Genomic DNA, 17,965 nt, shown 5'->3' on the forward strand with positions numbered 1-17,965 from the left:
CAGTCATGAAGGTCGAAGTCCTCAAGCCCTCGTGCAATCTGGACACCGTCCGCGACGGCCGTGGCGGCATATTCACCTGGGTTCCCCCGGAGCCGCTGCTCGAGTTCAACCTCATCTACATGCATCCCGGCAAAGTCCGCGGCCTGCACTATCACCCGCACTTCGTGGAGTACCTGTTGATCGTCGAGGGGGAGGGCGTGCTGGTCTCCAAGGACGACCACACCGACCCCGACTGCCCCGAGGAGTTCATCCACCTCTCCAAGGGGATCTGCACACGCGCGCCGATCGGGGTGGTGCACACCGTGTACTCGATCACCTCGCTCACCTTCATCGCGATGCTCACCAAGCCGTGGGACGAGTGCGATCCGCCGATCGTGCAGGTGGCGCCGCTGCCACACACGCTGGAAGGCAAGTGATGTCGCCGCCACGGGTGGCCATCGTGGGCGCACGCGGCTACGTCGGGTCGGCGCTCACCGAGGCGTTCCGCGCGCACGGCGGCTACCTTGTCGTGCCCGTGGTGCGCGCCGATTACGAGCGGCACCGCGAGGGCGAGTACGACGTGCTGGTCAATGCGGCGTGCCCGTCGAAAAGGTTCTGGGCCGAACAACATCCGGACGACGACCACGCGCGAACGGTCACCCTCACCGCGCGGTTGCGCAAGGAGTGGCACACCGGGCATTTCGTGCACATCAGCAGCATGTCGGCCCGCACGCAACCCGGCACCGTGTATGGGCGCCACCGGGCCGAGGCCGAGCGATTGTGCACGGACGAGGGATGTTTCGTGGTGCGGCTGGGACCCATGTACGGCGGTGACTACCGCAAGGGGGTGCTGGCCGATATGGCGGCGGACCTGCCGGTCTACGCCAGCGGCCGGTCGCGGCAGAGCTTCGCTCCGGTGCGGTGGTGCGCCGATTGGATCGCGGCGCACGCGGACGGGTCCGGGCTCCGCGAGATCGGCGCGCGGACCCACGTGACCCTGGCCGAGGTCCGCGACCGCGCCGGCTCGGGATCGGAGTTCGTCAAAGACGTTGTGGACGACCAGTATCCGACGACCGGTACCGAAACGGATTGGCCGCGTGCCGAAGCCGTCGTCGATTGGCTGGCCCGGTGGCGGGCCGGCGGCGCGCGAGGACGGTGATCCGATGGCGGGACGGGCGCAGGTACTTCTCCGCGCACAGCACCAGCAGGAACCGCACGCTGGTGGCGACGTCGCGGGTGCGCATCTTGGACTCGCCCGCCGTCCGGTTCAGCACGTGGATCGGGATCTGCCCGACCCCGAAACCGTTCGCCGACAGGAGGTAGAGACTTTCGAAGAAGAACGAGTAGCCCTCCGAGCGCACCAGAGTGAAAGCGCTCGCGGGAACATGGTCGAGCCGGTAAAATCTGAATGCCCCGGTGGCATCGTAGGGCATGCGAAGCAACGTCACCGTCAGGAAATGGCCGACTCGGGTGAGAATCTTGCGGAAGGGAGTCCAGTCGGCGAGGCTGTCCGGCTCGATATATCGTGATCCCACGACCACGTCATAATTTTCCGCGGCTGCTCGCAGCCGCGGAATATAAAGCGGCGGATGTGCGAAATCGGAATCCATGGTGATGAGTTCCGAATAACCGTTCGCATACGCCCAGCGAATACCGAATTTATGTGCCGAGCCGACGCCCTGCCGGCCCGCACGGTGCAGTACGCGCACTCTTTTAGGGTGCTGAACTGCGAGTTCATCGAGGATCTCGCCGGTGCCGTCGGGTGAGTTGTCATCGATGAACAGGATGTCGAAGTCGTCTCCCTGCTGGAGAATCTGATCGAGCAACGGCCCGACATTGCGACGTTCGTTGTACGTGGGAATCATCACCAGGGTTCGGTTACGGGCCGCATTCATGCGCCCCGATATTACCGGCGGCCCGGCTGGAAAGAAAGATATTGACCCGCTTCGGGAGCGGAAGTTACTCTCTGCGTGGAGGGCTCATGCGAAAGGCTTTGATCACAGGGATAACCGGTCAGGACGGCTCGTATCTGACCGAATTCCTGCTGCAACAGGGTTATGAAGTACACGGCATCATAAGGCGGGCGTCCAATTTCAACACCGAACGTATAGATCACCTGTATCCGGATTCCCACGCCCAGCGCAGGCTGTTCCTGCACTACGGCGACCTGATGGACTCCAGCAGCCTGAACCGCGTGCTCGAGGAGGTGCGGCCGGGCGAGATCTACAACCTGGGCGCGCAGTCGCACGTGCACATCTCGTTCCAGATCCCCGAGTTCACCGCCGAGACCAACGCGATCGGTACGCTGCGCATCCTGGACGCGATCCGCAAGACCGGCATCGCGACCCGCTTCTATCAGGCGTCCTCCTCGGAGCTGTACGGCGGGCTGAGCAGCGCTCCGCTGCGCGAGGACACGCCGTTCCATCCGCGCTCGCCCTACGCGGTGGCCAAGCTCTACGCCTACTGGATCACCGTCAACCACCGCGAGGCCTACGGCATGTACACGGTCAACGGCACCCTGTTCAACCACGAATCCCCGCGCCGTGGCGAGGTTTTCGTGACCAGGAAAGTGACGCGCGCGGCGGTGCGGATCTCCCAGGGCAAACAGGACCGCCTCTACATCGGCAACCTGGAGGCCCGCCGCGACTGGGGATACGCCAAGGAGTACGTCGAGGCTATGTGGCTGATGCTGCAACAGCCCGAGCCCGACGACTATGTGATCGCGACCGGCAGCACCCACAGCGTGCGTGAGCTGTGCGAGCTGGCGTTCGCCGCCGTCGGGATCGACTTGGCCTGGGAGGGCGAGGGTCTCGACGAGAAGGGGATAGACCGGCGCACCGCGCGGGTGCTGGTGGAGGTCGATCCGCGCTACTTCCGGCCGGCCGAGGTGGACCACCTCACCGGCGATCCGAGCAAAGCGCGCGCCAAGCTCGGCTGGCGGCCCCGCACCAGCTTCCCCGAACTGGTGGAGCTGATGGTGGCCCACGATCTGGAGCACGCGTGAGTACCGCCGAGCGCGTCGAGCGCTGCCGGGTGTGCGCGAACCCCCGGCTCGACACCGTGGTCGACTTGGGTGCCATGGCCCTGACCGGGGTGTTCCCCAAGGACGAGCCCACCGCCGTGCCCCGCTATCCGCTGGAACTGGTGCGCTGCGCCCGTCGCGACGAGAACGACACGGACCGTTGCGGATTGGTGCAGCTGCGCGACACCGCGCCCTTCGACGACATGTACGCGCCCGGCTACGGGTACCGGTCCGGACTGAACCGGTCCATGATCGCCCACCTCGCGCACCGGGTGCGCCGCATCCTGGACCGCGTCGAACTCACCCCCGACGATCTGGTCCTCGATATCGGCAGCAACGACGCGACCCTGCTGCGGCAGTACCCGGCCGGCTCGGCGACGCTGGTGGGTGTCGACCCGCTGGCCGAGAAGTTCCGGCGGTTCTATCCGCCGCACGTGCGGCTGGTTCCGGGCTACTTCGACACCGATTCGGCCGCAGCCGAATTCGGCGACCGCAAGGCGAAGGTGATCACCTCGATCGCCATGTTCTACGACGTGCCGAGGCCGCTCGAGTTCATGCGAGCCGTGCGCGACTCCCTCACCGACGACGGGATCTGGGTGCTCGAGCAGAGCTACCTGCCCGCCATGCTGGCGACCACCTCCTACGACACCATCTGCCACGAACACCTCGAGTACTACACCCTCGACCAGATCGAATGGATGGCCGCCCGCAGCGGTTTCACCGTGCTCGACGTGGAGCGCAACGGCGTGAACGGCGGCAGTTTCGCGCTCACCCTGGGCAAGCGGGGCGAACCCGGGCCCGAGGCGGCGGCCGCGTTGGCCGCCCTGCGCCGCGAGGAAGCCGCGCTCGGACTGCACACCGGCGCGCCCTACGACGATTTCGCCAAGCGGGTGGCCGAGCACCGCGAGGTGGTGCGCGACTTCTTCGACCGGTCGCGCCGGGCCGGGCTGCGCACCCTCGGCTACGGCGCCTCCACCAAAGGCAATGTGGTGCTCCAGCATTGCGGTATCGGGCCGGACGACTTGGCGTGCATCGCGGAGGTCAACGAGGACAAATTCGGCACCCGCACACCCGGATCCGGCATCCCCATCGTGCCCGAGCGGGAGGCGCGGGCGCTGCGGCCCGACCAGTTCTTCGTGCTGCCCTGGCACTTCCGGGACATGATGCTCGAGCGGGAACGCGAGTTCCGCGCGGGCGGCGGCCGCATGGTGTTCCCGCTCCCGGAGCTGGATGTGGTGTAGATGACCGCGATCGTCACCGGCGCCGGCGGACAGGACGGCACGCTGCTCACCGAATTGCTCGCCGCGCGGGGGGAAACCGTGGTGGGCATCGGTCGGCGGGGGCCGATCGACGTCACCTCGGCCGGGCAGGTCGCCGCGCTGGTGGCCGAAGTCCGGCCGTCACGGGTGTATCTGCTGGCCGCCGTGCAGCATTCGTCGCAAGGCGCACCGGCGGACCCGGTGCGCCTGGCCCACGAGTCGCATCTGGTGAACACCATGCAGGTGCACCACTTCGCCGACGCGATCCTCGCGGGCGGCGGTGAGACACGCCTGTTCTACGCCTGCTCCTCGCACGTCTTCGGTGCGAATACCGCCGTGCCGGAGGCGATCACCACCTACGACGAGGACGCAGCGCTGCGGCCCCAGTCGATCTACGGCGTGACCAAAGCCGCGGGGCTGCTGGCGTGCCGAGCGTATCGGGCGCGCGGGCTGTTCGCCTCGGCCGGGATCTTGTTCAACCACGAATCGCATCTGCGGCCTGTCGAATTCGTCACGCGCAAGGTGGTGCGCGCGGTCGCCGCGATCCAGCGCGGCGACGCGGACGAACTGGTGGTCGGGGACCTGGAAGCGGGCGCCGACTGGGGATACGCCCCCGACTACGTGCGGGCGATGACACTGGTCCTCGACCTCGACGCGCCCGACGAATTCGTGGTCGCGACCGGCACGCACCACACCGTGGCTCAGCTGTGCGCGTACGCCTTCGCGGCGGCGGGGCTGGACTGGCGCCGCCACGTGCGGGAGGAGCCGTCGCTGCTCACCCGGCGCCGGGGACCGGTGGTGGGCGACGCGCGGCGCCTGCGCGAACGCACCGGCTGGACGCCGTCGGTGGACTTCCCGGGCATGGTGCGCGCCCTGCTGCGCGCCGAAGGAGCGGAACTGATCGACCACCCGGGCGCGCCGACCGCCCGGGCGAGACCGGTACGGACCGGTGGAACGGAAGGATTCGCGTGAAATTCAGTGATGAGAACCTCGTCGCGGCGCAGCTGATCGCCCTCGCCGACGGCACCTACGACGAGACCGCCGCGCGCCTCGGCGAAGTGGGCGCCGACGTGGCCGCCGAGGCGGTGCTGCGCGAAATCGCCTGGCGGGCACGGTACGGCGACCAGCCGAGCCAATCGGTCCAGGTCGCCTTCGCCCTCGAACACGAGGCGAAACAACTCGACTACCTGATGACCCTCGGCGCGGACGATCCGGCGATCACCGCTGGCACCCTCGAGGACCCGTGGCTGTCCGTGCGCCAAGATCTCGTCGAGCTGGTGCGCGCCGTCTACGGCGGCGCCGACGCCGAGTGCGCGACCCGCGGCATCGCGGTGAAAGACGAACCGGGCCCGGGGAGTTTCGCGCCCGACGACCCATGGCGCGTCGCGCGCGGCGCGGCCGAACTGGCCGCCCATCGCCTCGTGACCGCCTGCGCCGCACACCGATACGACCTGAACGCGCTGTCGCTGCACTACGGCTCGGACAAGTGGGGCGGCCACTGGTACACCCCGCGCTACGACCGGCACTTCGCCCCGCTGCGCGACCGTCGCGTCCGGGTGCTCGAACTCGGTATCGGCGGCTACCAGGTACCCGACGCCGGCGGCGCCTCGCTGCGCATGTGGAAGCAGTACTTCCGGCGCGGCCTGATCGTCGGACTCGACTACTTCGACAAGTCCGGTATCGCCGAACCCCGCATCCAACCCGTGCGCGGCGATCAGGGTGACCCGGAGTTCCTGGCGCGGCTCGGCGCGGACCTCGGACCGTTCGACATCATCATCGACGACGGCAGCCACCTCAGCGGCGACGTGATCGCCTCGTTCGAGGGGCTGTTCGCGCACCTGCGGCCCGGCGGCCTGTACGTGGTGGAGGACACCCAGACCTCGTACTGGTCGGGCTGGGGCGGTTCCAGCACCGAACTCGACAGTCCCGCAACCTCGATCGGCTACCTGAAGACCTTGGTCGACGCCCTGCACCACCGCGATGTGGAAGCCGATGCGGGGCGCGCGCCGGGCCGTTTCGACGAATGGGTCGGCGGGCTGCACTTCTATCACAACCTCGTGGTCATCGAGAAGCGCCGCAACGCCGAACAATCCGCGGCCCCGTGGGTGCCGCGCAACACGAATCCCATGGCCTGGCTGAAGAACGCCGAAAGCTGAGGTGCCGCCGTGAAATTCCTGATCGTCCCGGTGCCCTCCGCCGGGCATCTGCTGGCCATGGTGCCGTTCTGCTGGGCGCTGCGCCTGGCCGGGCACGAGATCCTGGTGGCCTCCCGCGCCGAGGTCGTCGCCACGGCGCAGCGCGCCGGACTCGACGCGGCGGACCTGCCCGAACTCGCGGTGCCGATGGATACGTTGCGCAACCAGGTGAATCCGTCGATGTTCCCGGTGCCCGCCTTCGCCGACCGCGAGGCCGCGACCGGTCGCGGGCTGTGGGAGGTGGCGGCGCGGAGGTGGCATCAGCACGCCGAGCAGTTCCTCGCGCCGTTCGCCCGGGTCGCGCGGGAGTGGGGTGCGCAGGTGATCGTCACCGATCCGCTCGCCACCCTCGGACGCGTACTGGCCGCCGAGCTCGGCGTCCCGGTGGTGTCGCACCGGTGGGGGATCGACCCCACCGGCGGCCCGTTCACCGAGAGCACGACCGACCTGCTGGCGCGCACACCGGCCGCCGAACCGGTGGCGGTGCTCGACATCTGCCCGCCGGGTGTGCAGGCTCCCGACGCCGTGCCCGGCACTCCGATGCGCTTCGTTCCCTTCAACGGCACCGGAATGCTGCCGCCACAACCTGTTCCGGACTCCCGGCGCCCCCGGGTGGTGGTGTGCTTCGGTGGCAGCGTGCTCGCCCTGACGGGATCCCGTCCGCTGCGGGCAGTGGTCGACGCCTTGGCCCGCGTGCCCGAAATCGACGTGGTGGTGGCCGCGTCGGCCGCGGACCGCGCGCTGCTGGGCGCCACACCCGACCATGTCCGCGTGCTGGAACAGGTGCCGCTGCAACTGTTCCTGCCCGGCTCCGATCTGCTGATCCACCACGGTGGCTCCACCACGGGGCTCACCGCCTGCCGGTACGGGGTGCCCCAGCTCGTCCTACCCCAGATGTTCGACCAGTTCGACTACGCCCGCGGGATCGTCCGCGTGGGCGCCGGGATCGCGGCCGAAGACGCTGTCGCCCAAGCGGATATCGATGGGTTGGCCGACTCGGTGGGCACCCTGCTGGACACCCCCGGCTACCGGGCGGCGGCCGGTGCCGTCGCCGCCGCCCTCCGCGACACGCCCGCACCCGCCACGGTGGCGGACGCCGTCGTGGAATTGCTCGGCGACCGGGTCGGCCTGGCCGCCTGATCGTCGTCACCCGTTCGTCTCGAAGCCCGAAAGCCGCAGGTGCCCATGCTGTCCACCGCCTGGAACAGATTCCGCCACGACATCGACTACTACTCGGCCATGTTCGCGGTGTTCGTCGTCGGGCTGCTGACGCCCGTCGTGATGATCGTGCTGTCGGTGGCCGGTCTGCCGACCGCCGCCACCGCCGTGCTCGGCCTTGCCGTCGGGGCCGTCCTCTTCGTCGTCGGCGTGCCACTGGTGCCCGCCGAATGGCGCGCCGTGCTGCGCACCAAACCCCTTGTGGTGAAGGTGCTGTGGAGCGTGGCCGTGCTGGCCGTCGTCGCCGTGCTGGCGCGGTTGGCGCAGTTCATGATCGACCCGCACCAATCGCAGAGCTCGCTCTCGCCCGACGACGATTTCCTGTTGCAGCACACCCACCTGTCCGGCTACATCAGCGGCGCCCTCGTCGCCGAACACGATCCGGACAATCTCTACAACCGGCACCGCTACGACTCGGCCGAGGCCGACGACGTGCTGCCGAGCGTGCTGCCCCAGGAGCGCGACGTCTACCTGTACCCACCGCCGTTCCTGCTGCTGCCGCGCGTGCTGCTGCTGTTCTCCGGCGAGTTCCACGCGCTCCGATCACTGTGGTACGCACTGTATGTCGCGGTGGTGCTGCTGGCCATGCTGGCGATCGCCCGCTGGATCGGCGGCAGGCAGGGCGCGATCCTGGCGGCCTGCACGCCCGTCGTGTGGGCGAGCCTGCCGACGCTGGCCACCTTGCAGCTGGGCAATATCCACGTGCTGATCCTGTACGTGGGCGGTGTCGGGGCGATGGTGCTCTTCGCGAAGGGCAAGCACGCATTGGGCGGGGCCGCACTGGCTTTCGCGATCGTGGCCAAGGTGTCCCCGGCGATTCTGCTGGTTTACCTACTGGCGCAACGCAAGTGGAAGCCGCTGGGGTGGACGGCCGGATTCGGCGCGATCTACGCGGTGGCGACCTACGCGGTGTTCGGCTGGGGTCCGTGGAAGCAGTTCCTGTCCAACGGGACCTGGCAGCAGTTGGCCAGCGGTGAGTACCACGAATGGGTGCTGGTGGACCGGGCGAACCAGCTGGTGAACTACTCGCCGTTCGGCCTGCCGTACAAGATCCAGATCATGGGCTGGGATTTCGGTGATCCGACCGGGCCCGCGCGCCTGATCACCGACGTATACACCCTCGCCTTGGTCGCCTTGGTCGCGGTGACGGCGCTACGGGTCCGCAGGCGGGTGGCCGCGGGTGCCGACGGCAGCCGGTTCCGGGCCGAGAACCTCGCCATCTGGCTCGCGGTGCTCACCCTGGCCTCCTTCCGGGCGCCGTTCGGGCCCTGGGTGTACATCGCGGTCGGCGCGATCTGGCTGTTCGCGGTGTACGCCGGACTCATGCGGGCCACCGCGGCGCGCATCGCCGTGCTGGTGGCGGCGTGGTTGATCGTCGCCGTCTACGCGGAGAACGTCTACTTCACCCTCGTCGCCCAAACCATCGTCTACGTGGGCTGTTTCGCCATCGCGTGGCGGGCGTCGGCGGGCACCGAGCCGGACGAATCCGCCACGTCCCCGGCGGATCCCGCGCGGGCGGTGACCACGTCATGACCACGTACGCGGTGATCGGCGCGGGCGTGGCGGGTCTGGCGGCGGCGCGGGCGTTCCTGGCGCGCGGACTGGACGTCGAAGTGTTCGAGGCGGCCTCGGGTCTCGGTGGCATCTGGGACGCGCGGCGGGCGGATTCGCCCGTCGCGCGCAATACGCACGTCATCGCGTCCAAGGGTGTGCAAGCGTTCCCCGAATTTCCCATGCCGCAGGACTATCCGGACTACCCCGGCCACGAACTGGTGCTGCGCTACCTGCACGCCTACGCCGAGGAGTTCGATCTCGTCTCGCGGATCCGGTTCGACACGGCGGTCGCCCGTATCGAACCGGCCCCGGACGGCCCGGACGCGGGCTGGGTGGTCACCCTCGCCGACGGCACCACTCGCGAGTTCGCGGGCGTGGTCCTGGCCACCGGACACGACCGCAGCCCGCGACGCGTCGAATTCCCCGGCGAGGCCACCATTCCCGTGCTGCACTCGATCGACTACGGGCATCCGGAACAGGTCCTGGGCAAGCGGGTGCTGGTGGTCGGGGCCGGTCAGTCCGCGGCCGACATTCTGGCCGACTGCGCCGTCAACGCGGCGCTCACCGTGCACTCCAGCCGCCGCGGCTTCTACTGCATGCCGAAGTACCTGCTGGGCCGCCCGACCGACACCATGCTCCAGGGGAGGATGTGGCGGCCGCTGCGCAGGCGCGCGTCGCTCTCGCTGTTCTCCTACCTGCGCAATCGGTCGCGGACCTACGGGCTGCCGGTGCCCGATTTCAGTGGCGGCGTGGTGATTCCGATGCTGGGCGATCAACTGCACCACCACTACAGCCACGGCGACATCGTCGCGAAACCCGGTGTGGTGTCGATCCACGACGATCTGGTGACCTTCACCGACGGCAGCGAGGAGAAGGTGGATCTGGTCGTGCTGGCCACGGGATTCGTGCCGGACTATCCGATCGTCGCTCGCGCGCACCTGAATTGGCCCGACGATGCCCCGGGCCCGGGGCTGTACCTGCACCTGTTCCCGCCGAACACGCCGAACCTGTTCGTGGTGGGGATGGCTCGGCCCATCGGCTCGCACTGGGACGTGTACGCGGCCCAGGCGCGGCTGGTCGCCGACTACCTGGTGGCCCGCCGGGAGCCGGCGCGGGTGAGCGCGTTCGAGGGGGCGCTCACCCGGCCGCAACCGGAGCTGCGCGCGGGCATCCGGCTGTACCACGGCGACCGGTACCCGCTGGTGGTGGAGAAACAGGAATACCTGAATCAGCTTCGCACCCATGCGAAGCTACTGAGAGGAAAGGACCGGTCATGAAAGCACCGGGACCTGGTCTGGTCGAAACCGCACGTCTGCTGCCTCGGCTCAGCCGCGACGCGCTGGGCACCGTCGGCACCCTCATCGACCGGTACGGGGATGTGGTCCGCGTCGACGCCGGGCCGATGCTGGTGTACCTGGTGACCGATCCCTCGATGACGAAGTACGTCCTGCAGGACAACTACACCAACTACCGCAAGAGCCCCATCTACGACGAGTTCGCCATCCTGCTCGGCGACGGCCAGCTCACCACCAATAACCTCGAATACTGGCGCAAGCAGCGCACATTGATCCATCCGGCGTTCTCGCACTCGCACGTCAAGCAGTTCGCCGCCGACATCACCGACAGCACCGCCACCATGCTGGACCGCTGGGACGGCGCGGCCGGGCAGTACCGCGACATCTACGACGACTACGTGCAACTGCTGCTCGCCACCACCGGTCGGGTCCTGTTCGGTCTGGACCTGACCACCGGGACCCGGCAGGTCACCGACGCGATGAGCGCGGCGTTCGACTTCATCATGAAGCGGGTGAACGCGCCGGTGAAACTGCCGCAGCACTTCCCGACCCCGGCCGCGCGGCGCGTCGCCCGCAAGGTCGGCGAACTCGACGACGTGGTGCGCGGCCTCATCGAGGAACGCCGCCGTGGCGGCGACACCGCCGACGTGCTGACCGCGCTGGTCCGGGCCCGCGACGAAGGCGGGCAGGGAATGCGGGAAGAGGACCTGCTCAACGAGATCAAGACACTGCTCGTGGCCGGGCACGAGTCCCCGGCGAACGCGCTGTCGTGGGCGTGCTACCTGCTCGCCACCCACCCCGATATTCAGGAACGGCTGGCCGACGAGGTGCGCGACCGGCTCGGCGATCGCACACCGGATTTCAGCGACCTCGCCGGCCTTCGCTACTGCCGCATGGTGATCGAGGAGACCATGCGCCTCTACCCGCCGGCCTGGATCGTGGAGCGCACACCGATCGAGGACGACGAGATCGGCGGCTACCACGTGCCCGCGGGCGCGCGAGTCACCCTGTGCATGTACTACATCCACCGCGACAAGCGGTTGTGGGACGATCCTGAGGAGTTCCGTCCCGAACGGTTCAGCGACGAATCCGTCGCCGAGCGGCACAAATTCGCGTTCTTCCCGTTCTCCGGCGGCCCCCGCATCTGCCTCGGCAAGGACCTGTCCATGACCGAGATGATCCTGATGCTCGCCATGACGGTGCAGCGGTTCCGCCTCGAGCTCGATCCCGACCACGAGGTCGTCCCCGCCGCATCGGTGAATCTGCGTCCGGGGACCGGGATTCGGATCCGGCCGGTGCGCAGGGCGGCGGCGGTTGTGGAGTAAGTGGCCGGTAGTGCAGGCCGTTCGGTGTCACAACAGCCGGTCGGCCATCGCGAGGAGGTCGGCTGCCGACAGCGCCTCCTGGTTCTCCGTGTCCTCGGGTTCGGCAGTCGCGGTGGATTTCGTCGCGGGGGCCGGTGCCTCGGGCTGCGCCATCCGGCGGCCCAGCTCCGAGGCCAGCGTGGCGCACGTGGGATGGCCCCACACGAGGGCGACGGGGACCGGGATCGGCAGGCGGGCGGCGAGGCGGTTGCTCAGCTCGATGGCGTGCGGCGAGGTGAACCCGAAGTCGGCGAAGTTGCCGTCCGTGGCGATCGCGGTCGCCGGGTGGCCGGTCACCGCCGCGAGCTCGCCGGTGACGACGGTGAGGAGGTCCTGGGACTCGGTGGTTACGGGTTCGGCCTGTTCGCCCGTGATGACAGCGATCCGATCCGGGGTCGGGGTGGCTGCGGGGTCGGCTTGTTCGCCGGTGACGACCGCGAGGGGATCCCGGGTCGCTGCGGCTATAGGCTCGGCCCGCCCGCCCGGTTCGAACGACGTTGGTCCGGAAGACGTTTCGGCACCTGCGTTTGCGGGAGCAGGCTCCGGCGTGCTCACCCAATACGGCTTCCGCTGGAAGGGATAGGTGGGCAAGGAGATTCGCCCGGCGACGGGGTTCACCGCGTCCCAATCGGGGTCGCCACCCTGCTCATACGCCCCACCGACCGCTTCCAGCAGCTCGCGCCACCCGAGCTCGCCCGGGTGCAGCGCGGCCCTCAACAGCCGATCCACGGTGCGCCGGTCGGGTTCGGGCTCACCCCCGGCCCCCTCGGCATACCGGTGTAGTGCCTCCACCACCTCGTCCACCGTGCCCGCCACCACCGCCAGACGCCGGGCGAAGTGGGTTCGCTTGCGGCACAACGTATGTGCGAGGTCGTCCAACCCGGCATCGGCGTTCTCGCGCAGGAAGTCCCGCACCCGTGCCGCGTGCTCGCGCAACGCCGCCTCGGTGCGGGCCGACAACACCACCAACCGATCACCATCCGGGGCGCTCAGAGAACCTGCCTCGCTCGCGCCAGGCTCGCCCGCTGCGCTTGTCGTGCCCGCCCCGGGCTTGCCCGCGCCGGCCAGTTCCGCTGTCGCCCGCCCGCCAACCGAACTCGTTGTCCCCCAGCGAAGCGCAGCATTCGAACCTGATCCGCCCACCTTCGCGCGGCGCCACCACCTTGTTCCGCCCGCCGTCGTCCCGACCACCGGCCCCGCCACGCCCTCGACACTCGCCAACGTCCCCGCCTCCACCACAACATGCGCGTTCGACCCGCCGAAACCGAAGGCGCTCACCGCCGCTCGGGCCGGGCGGTCGGGGGACTCCGGCCAGTCCACCGCCTCCGCGCACACGCGCAGGCCGAGGGCGTCCGGGTCGACATCCGGGGCGGGGGAGGAGAAGTGGAGGGTGCGGGGGATGCGGCGGTGGTGCAGGGCGAGCGCGGTCTTGATCAGTCCGGCGAGTCCGGAGGCGGCCTCGGTGTGCCCGATGTTCGTCTTCACCGAGCCGACGAGCAGCGGCCGCTCCGGGGCGCGCGCCGCGCCGTACACCTCGCCGAGCGCGGTCAGCTCCGCGCGGTCACCCACCACCGTGCCGGTGCCGTGGGCCTCGACGTAATCGACCGTCTCCGGGGCGATTCCGGCGTGCGCCAGGGCGCGGTGCAGCAGTTGGCGCTGGCCGTCGGCGCTGCTGGCGGGCATCGTCGGGTTGTGGCCGTTGTTATTGGTCGCGCTGCCCAGGACGACGCAGTACACGCGGTCGCCGTCGCGGCGGGCGGCGGCCAAGGGTTTCAGCAGCACGGCGGCGCCGCCCTCACCGCGGGCGTAACCGTCGGCGGTGGCGTCGAACGCGCGGGAGCGGCCGGTGGGGGAGAGCACGCCGAGGGCCGCCAGCCCGGCCGTGGTGTCGGCGAGCAGGTTCAAGTGCACCCCGCCCGCCACTGCCGTCTCGCACTCGCCGGCGCGCAACGCCTGGCAGGCGAGGTGCACGGCCACCAGCGACCCGGCGCAGGAGGCGTTGACCGCGAGGCTCGGCCCGTCGAAGCCCAGCGCGTGCGAGACGCGGTTGGCGATCACGCCCTCCACGTCGCCGGTGCTGGTGAACGGCGTCACGCTCGCCGCGCCCCTGGCCAGCTTGAGCGCGCGATAGTCGTTGAACTTGGCGGCGAAGTAGACGCCGGTGCGCGGCGCGGCGGCCGGACGCACTCCGGCGTCCTCGAACACCTCCCACGCCAGCTCCAAGGCCAGCCGCTGCTGCGGGTCGATCTCGGCGGCCTCGCGCGGGGAGATACCGAAGAACTCCGCGTCGAAGCCCGCCACATCGGCCAGGTACGCGCCCGCGAACCGCGGCCCTTCCGCGCGCGCGTGCTCCGGGAACCGGCCGGGGGGTGGTGTGTCCGATACCGTGTCGACCTCGTCGAGCAGGGCCCGCCAGAGCGCGGCGGGCGATTCGGCACCGGCGAACCGGCACCCGAGTCCGATCACCGCGATCGGCTCGGGTCCGGTTGTCGCGGAACGTGTTTCGTCGTCACCGCGCCGGGCTCGTCGAATCCCTCGCACACCGCCACCTGCCTCATCCGCCGTCGCGGACCCGGATATTCCTCGATCTTGTTGTGAGGTAACAAGATATCGAGCAGACTCTACCTGTGCTCAGCTCTCGGCGCCCGGTCTTCGCCCGGGTCACGGCCGTCTTCGGTGACGAGGCGCGGCGCCGGGAGCTGGTGCGGTTCGCGTTCGTGGGCGCGGCGGCGTTCACCGTGGACACCGTCATCTTCGTGGCCCTCAAGACCACGGTGCTCGAAGCGCGGCCCGTCACCGCGAAGGCGATCGCGGTGCTGTGCGCGATCACGCTCTCCTATCTGTTGAACAAGCAGTGGTCGTTCCGTGCCAGGGGCGGCCGCCGCACCCACCACGAAGCGGCCCTCTTCTTCCTGGTGAGCTTCCTGGGCATCGCCGTCAACACCGCGCCGCTGTGGGTGTCGCGCTACGTCCTGCACCTCGAGCTGCCGCATGTGTCGCGCACCACCCAGGAGATCGCGGACTTCGTCTCGGCGCAGCTGATCGGCACCGCCCTGGGGATGGTGTTCCGGTTCTGGGCGTTCGTCACGGTGGTCTTCCCGCAGCGGCGCGACCAGCGGGCGCCACTACCCTCGAAGCCATGACTTCCGCTCCCGCACGCACCGTCCGACGGGTCACCACCACACGCGCGGGCGGCTTCTCCGCGCCGCCCTACGACTCGTTCAATCTCGGTGACCACGTGGGCGACGATCCCAAGGCCGTGCGCCGCAATCGCGACCGCCTCGCCGCCGGCATCGGTCTCACGCCCGACCGCCTGGTGTGGATGGAGCAGATCCACGGCCGCAACGTCGAGATCGTCGACGGCCCGCGCGCCGAGCCGGTCCCGGCCACCGACGCGTTGGTCACCACCGTGCCCGACCTGGCGCTGGTGGTGCTGACCGCCGACTGCGTGCCGATCCTGCTCTCCGACGACGAGGCGGGCGTGATCGCCGCCGTGCACGCCGGGCGCATCGGCGCGCGGATCGGCATCGTGCCGCGCGTGCTCGAGGCGATGTTGTCGGTCGGCGCGCGGCCCGAGCGGATCGGCGCGTTCCTCGGCCCCGCCGCGTCGGGCCGCCAGTACGAGGTGCCCGCCGAGATGCGCGCCGACGTGGAGGCGCACCTGCCCGGTAGCGCGACCACCACCGTGCGCGGCACGCCGGGACTCGACCTGCGCGCCGGCATCCGGCGCCAGCTCACCGAGGCCGGGGTCGGGGCCGTGGCCGAGGACCCGCGCTGCACCATCGAGGACCAGACACTCTTCTCGCACCGCCGCGGCGCGCCCACCGGGCGTATCGCCGGGGTGATCTGGATGTCGACGGGCGAGGTGCAGGCATGAGTGCGCGGGGCATGGGGTCGGGGTGCGTGCCGGAGACCGGTGGCGGGCAGGTGCGGGCATGAGCGCGGGCGCGGCGGTGACCGAACGGACCGCGGAACTGTCGGAGAACCTGGACCGGGTGCTGGCGCGCATCGAGGCCGCGCGCGCGGACGCGGGCCGGGAACCGGGCTCGGTGCGCCTGCTGCCCGTCACGAAGTTCTTCCCCGCCTCCGACATCGAGATCCTGTATCGGTTGGGGCGCAGGGAGTTCGGTGAGTCGCGCGAGCAGGAGGCGGCGGGCAAGGCCGCCGACCTGTCGGGGTTGGCGGGGATCGAGTGGCACATCATCGGCCGGTTGCAGCGCAACAAGGCCAATGCGGTGGCCCGCTACGCCCACACCGTGCACTCGCTGGACAGCGAACGGTTGGCAACGGCCCTTGACAGGGGTTCGCTGGCCGCACTGGAGGCCGGCCTGCGCGCCGAACCGCTGCGCGTGCTGATCCAGGTGAGCCTGGACGAGGACCCCGCGCGCGGCGGCGCCGCCGAACGCGAACTCGACATGCTCGCCGAACGCGTCGGTGACGCCGAAGGATTGCGCCTCGGGGGCCTGATGGCCATCCCGCCGCTGGGTTACGACCCTGATAGCGCATTCGCGCGTCTTGCGACCTTGCACACGCGTTTGCTGGCTTCGCACCCCGCCGCGACCGAACTTTCCGCAGGAATGTCGGGTGATCTGGAATCCGCGGTGCGACACGGCGCGACGCTTGTGCGTGTCGGTACCGGCTTGATGGGCGCTCGACCGATAACCTCGGCGTAGCAAAGAAACCTCATCAGTCACATTCGACACATAAGATTGGGACCGACGGGGGCTGAGCAAGACTTCAACACCCGGCCGCCACCGGGGCCGAAGGAAGGTCGACCGAATGAGCGAGCGCAGCGAGCGAGTCACAGACGCAGCGACCTTCGTGGTCAAGGCCGGGTTCAGCGACAGCGAGGTGGTGGGGTGATGAGTACGCTGCACAAGTTCAAGGCCTACTTCGGCATGGTTCCGCTCGAGGACTACGAGGACGACTATGTCGACGACCGTGGTCCCCGGGCGGGTGAGCGCGGTGGCCAGCGGGCGCGCGCGTACGCCGACCGCCCCGGCTACGGCGCCGATCGCTACGCCGAAGATCGTTACGGCGCCGAGCGTTTCGACGACGAGCCCGACTACCCCGAGCCGGCCTACAAGTCGCCCTACGGTGGCGCCTACGCGCCGTCGCGCCGCGACGACTACGCCGAGGAGCCGTACGGCGACGACCGCTACGAGTCGCCGCGACGCCCCACCCGCATCGATGCCGCGCCCTCCTCGGCCCGGTTCCGGGCGGGCGGCGGTGCGCCGATGTTGCGGGGAGCCACCCGGGGTGCGCTCGCCGTCGATCCCGACGCCGAGGAGCGGCGGCTGGAGGAGCGCGTGCGCCCCGAGCCCGCGCCCGCCCGCAGGCCCGGGATCTTCGAGGACGGAGGTCCCTTGTCCAAGATCACGACGCTGCGCCCGCGCGACTACAGCGAGGCCCGCATCATCGGTGAGCGCTTCCGTGAGGGCAACCCGGTGATCATGGACCTGGTCGACCTCAGCAACGCCGACGCCAAGCGTCTCGTCGACTTCGCGGCCGGCCTGGCGTTCGCGCTGCGTGGTTCGTTCGACAAGGTGGCCACGAAAGTGTTCCTGCTCTCACCGGCCGATGTCGACGTATCGGCCGAGGAACGCCGCAGGATCGCCGAAACCGGCTTCTACAACCAGAAATAGGGTCGTGATCAGGGGGGTTGGCCGATCTCGTCACGCGCGGGTCGGTGTGGTCATTTTGCGCGACGCCGATTTTCGGGCAGAGTGAAGTCGTGGCCTTGTTCGCGGTGCTGTACTTCGTACTGTTCATCTTCTGGCTGTTGCTGATCAGCCGGGTGATCATCGAGTTCGTCCGTAGCTTCGCCCGTGACTGGCGACCGACGGGGGTGGTCGTCGTCATCCTGGAGGTGATCTTCACGATCACCGACCCTCCGGTGAAACTGCTGAGGCGGGTGATACCGCCGGTGTCCCTGGGGGGAATTCGCCTGGATCTGTCGATTATGGTCCTGCTTTTCATCGTGTTCATCCTGATGTCCATCGTGAGCAGGCTCGGCCAACCGGTAGCTCCGGTGTGACAGAATGGGCCAAGATACCTTGCTAGATCTGCTAGATCTCCA

At 69.2% G+C, this 17,965-nt stretch carries 17 protein-coding genes; 15 read left to right on the top strand and 2 right to left on the bottom strand.

The genetic code is table 11. The features are described from left to right. Positions 1-5 precede the first annotated feature (5 nt). Positions 6-416: a cupin domain-containing protein gene (locus OHB21_RS24030; protein WP_067510809.1), complete on the top strand. Its 411-nt coding sequence runs from the start codon at positions 6-8 to the stop codon at positions 414-416. Continuing rightward, positions 416-1,138 carry an NAD-dependent epimerase/dehydratase family protein gene (locus tag OHB21_RS24035; protein WP_198161770.1) on the top strand — a complete coding sequence of 241 codons (723 nt, stop codon included), beginning with the start codon at positions 416-418 and terminating at the stop codon, positions 1,136-1,138. Before OHB21_RS24030 ends, OHB21_RS24035 begins: the two co-directional genes overlap by 1 nt. On the opposite strand, the gene OHB21_RS24040 is transcribed toward OHB21_RS24035, so the two are convergent. Continuing rightward, positions 1,020-1,874, bottom strand: a complete 855-nt coding sequence (locus OHB21_RS24040) for a glycosyltransferase (protein WP_084537821.1) — start codon at positions 1,872-1,874, stop codon at positions 1,020-1,022. The two genes, OHB21_RS24035 and OHB21_RS24040, sit on opposite strands and share 119 nt — an antisense overlap. 86 nt (positions 1,875-1,960) lie before the next feature. On the opposite strand from OHB21_RS24040, the gene gmd reads away from it, so the two are divergent. Genes gmd through OHB21_RS24080 form a run of 8 tightly spaced genes read left to right on the top strand, consistent with a single transcriptional unit; the run spans position 1,961 to position 11,847 of the window. Next, positions 1,961-2,983, top strand: coding sequence for a GDP-mannose 4,6-dehydratase (gmd, locus tag OHB21_RS24045; RefSeq protein ID WP_067510808.1), 1,023 nt, complete (start codon positions 1,961-1,963; stop codon positions 2,981-2,983). After that, the gene (locus OHB21_RS24050) at positions 2,980-4,242 is read left to right on the top strand and encodes a class I SAM-dependent methyltransferase (RefSeq protein WP_067510807.1); all 1,263 of its coding nucleotides are present in this window, start codon (positions 2,980-2,982) and stop codon (positions 4,240-4,242) included. Before gmd ends, OHB21_RS24050 begins: the two co-directional genes overlap by 4 nt. Then, positions 4,243-5,232, top strand: a complete 990-nt coding sequence (locus tag OHB21_RS24055; RefSeq protein WP_067510806.1) for a GDP-mannose 4,6-dehydratase — start codon at positions 4,243-4,245, stop codon at positions 5,230-5,232. Next, positions 5,229-6,416 carry a class I SAM-dependent methyltransferase gene (locus OHB21_RS24060; RefSeq protein ID WP_195126258.1) on the top strand — a complete coding sequence of 396 codons (1,188 nt, stop codon included), beginning with the start codon at positions 5,229-5,231 and terminating at the stop codon, positions 6,414-6,416. Before OHB21_RS24055 ends, OHB21_RS24060 begins: the two co-directional genes overlap by 4 nt. Positions 6,417-6,425: 9 nt before the next feature. After that, positions 6,426-7,595 (top strand): glycosyltransferase, encoded by a 1,170-nt coding sequence (locus OHB21_RS24065; protein ID WP_195126257.1) that lies wholly within the window; start codon positions 6,426-6,428, stop codon positions 7,593-7,595. Positions 7,596-7,640: 45 nt separating this feature from the next. Continuing rightward, complete coding sequence (locus tag OHB21_RS24070; RefSeq protein WP_067510803.1) at positions 7,641-9,206, top strand: glycosyltransferase family 87 protein; 1,566 nt, start codon at positions 7,641-7,643, stop codon at positions 9,204-9,206. Further along, the gene (locus OHB21_RS24075) at positions 9,203-10,504 is read left to right on the top strand and encodes a flavin-containing monooxygenase (protein ID WP_195126256.1); all 1,302 of its coding nucleotides are present in this window, start codon (positions 9,203-9,205) and stop codon (positions 10,502-10,504) included. The genes OHB21_RS24070 and OHB21_RS24075 overlap by 4 nt, the downstream gene beginning before the upstream one ends. Next, positions 10,501-11,847, top strand: coding sequence for a cytochrome P450 (locus tag OHB21_RS24080; protein ID WP_195126255.1), 1,347 nt, complete (start codon positions 10,501-10,503; stop codon positions 11,845-11,847). The genes OHB21_RS24075 and OHB21_RS24080 overlap by 4 nt, the downstream gene beginning before the upstream one ends. Before the next feature lie 27 nt (positions 11,848-11,874). Here OHB21_RS24080 and OHB21_RS24085 read toward each other — a convergent pair whose 3' ends face one another. Next, the gene (locus tag OHB21_RS24085; RefSeq protein ID WP_195126254.1) at positions 11,875-14,352 is read right to left on the bottom strand and encodes a beta-ketoacyl synthase N-terminal-like domain-containing protein; all 2,478 of its coding nucleotides are present in this window, start codon (positions 14,350-14,352) and stop codon (positions 11,875-11,877) included. A gap of 161 nt (positions 14,353-14,513) precedes the next feature. Here OHB21_RS24085 and OHB21_RS24090 point away from each other — a divergent pair, with 161 nt between their 5' ends. The 5 genes from OHB21_RS24090 to OHB21_RS24110 all read left to right on the top strand — a co-directional run bounded on the left by OHB21_RS24090 (position 14,514) and on the right by OHB21_RS24110 (position 17,923). Next, entirely contained in the window at positions 14,514-15,029 is a 516-nt protein-coding gene (locus tag OHB21_RS24090; protein WP_067510799.1) for a GtrA family protein, read from the top strand. Next, positions 15,026-15,763 (top strand): peptidoglycan editing factor PgeF, encoded by a 738-nt coding sequence (gene pgeF / locus OHB21_RS24095; RefSeq protein ID WP_067510798.1) that lies wholly within the window; start codon positions 15,026-15,028, stop codon positions 15,761-15,763. The genes OHB21_RS24090 and pgeF overlap by 4 nt, the downstream gene beginning before the upstream one ends. 58 nt (positions 15,764-15,821) lie before the next feature. After that, positions 15,822-16,559: a YggS family pyridoxal phosphate-dependent enzyme gene (locus tag OHB21_RS24100; protein WP_195126253.1), complete on the top strand. Its 738-nt coding sequence runs from the start codon at positions 15,822-15,824 to the stop codon at positions 16,557-16,559. 189 nt (positions 16,560-16,748) lie between these two features. After that, positions 16,749-17,531, top strand: a complete 783-nt coding sequence (locus tag OHB21_RS24105) for a cell division protein SepF (RefSeq protein ID WP_067510796.1) — start codon at positions 16,749-16,751, stop codon at positions 17,529-17,531. A gap of 89 nt (positions 17,532-17,620) precedes the next feature. Then, on the top strand, positions 17,621-17,923 hold the full coding sequence (locus OHB21_RS24110; RefSeq protein ID WP_067510795.1) for a YggT family protein: 303 nt from the start codon (positions 17,621-17,623) through the stop codon (positions 17,921-17,923). The last annotated feature ends 42 nt before the right edge of the window (positions 17,924-17,965 follow it).

The organism is Nocardia puris (genome assembly GCF_036051655.1).
GTDB lineage: Bacteria > Actinomycetota > Actinomycetes > Mycobacteriales > Mycobacteriaceae > Nocardia > Nocardia puris.

Bases quoted from the DNA above. Each gene is read 5' to 3' on its own strand.
- OHB21_RS24075 (WP_195126256.1), top strand. From the start codon at position 9,203: ATGACCACGTACGCGGTGATCGGCGCGGGCGTGGCGGGTCTGGCGGCG.
- OHB21_RS24100 (WP_195126253.1), top strand. From the start codon at position 15,822: ATGAGCGCGGGCGCGGCGGTGACCGAACGGACCGCGGAACTGTCGGAG.
- OHB21_RS24070 (WP_067510803.1), top strand. From the start codon at position 7,641: ATGCTGTCCACCGCCTGGAACAGATTCCGCCACGACATCGACTACTAC.
- OHB21_RS24035 (WP_198161770.1), top strand. From the start codon at position 416: ATGTCGCCGCCACGGGTGGCCATCGTGGGCGCACGCGGCTACGTCGGG.
- OHB21_RS24030 (WP_067510809.1), top strand. From the start codon at position 6: ATGAAGGTCGAAGTCCTCAAGCCCTCGTGCAATCTGGACACCGTCCGC.
- gmd (WP_067510808.1), top strand. From the start codon at position 1,961: ATGCGAAAGGCTTTGATCACAGGGATAACCGGTCAGGACGGCTCGTAT.
- OHB21_RS24080 (WP_195126255.1), top strand. From the start codon at position 10,501: ATGAAAGCACCGGGACCTGGTCTGGTCGAAACCGCACGTCTGCTGCCT.
- OHB21_RS24105 (WP_067510796.1), top strand. From the start codon at position 16,749: ATGAGTACGCTGCACAAGTTCAAGGCCTACTTCGGCATGGTTCCGCTC.
- OHB21_RS24055 (WP_067510806.1), top strand. From the start codon at position 4,243: ATGACCGCGATCGTCACCGGCGCCGGCGGACAGGACGGCACGCTGCTC.
- pgeF (WP_067510798.1), top strand. From the start codon at position 15,026: ATGACTTCCGCTCCCGCACGCACCGTCCGACGGGTCACCACCACACGC.
- OHB21_RS24040 (WP_084537821.1), bottom strand. From the start codon at position 1,874: ATGAATGCGGCCCGTAACCGAACCCTGGTGATGATTCCCACGTACAAC.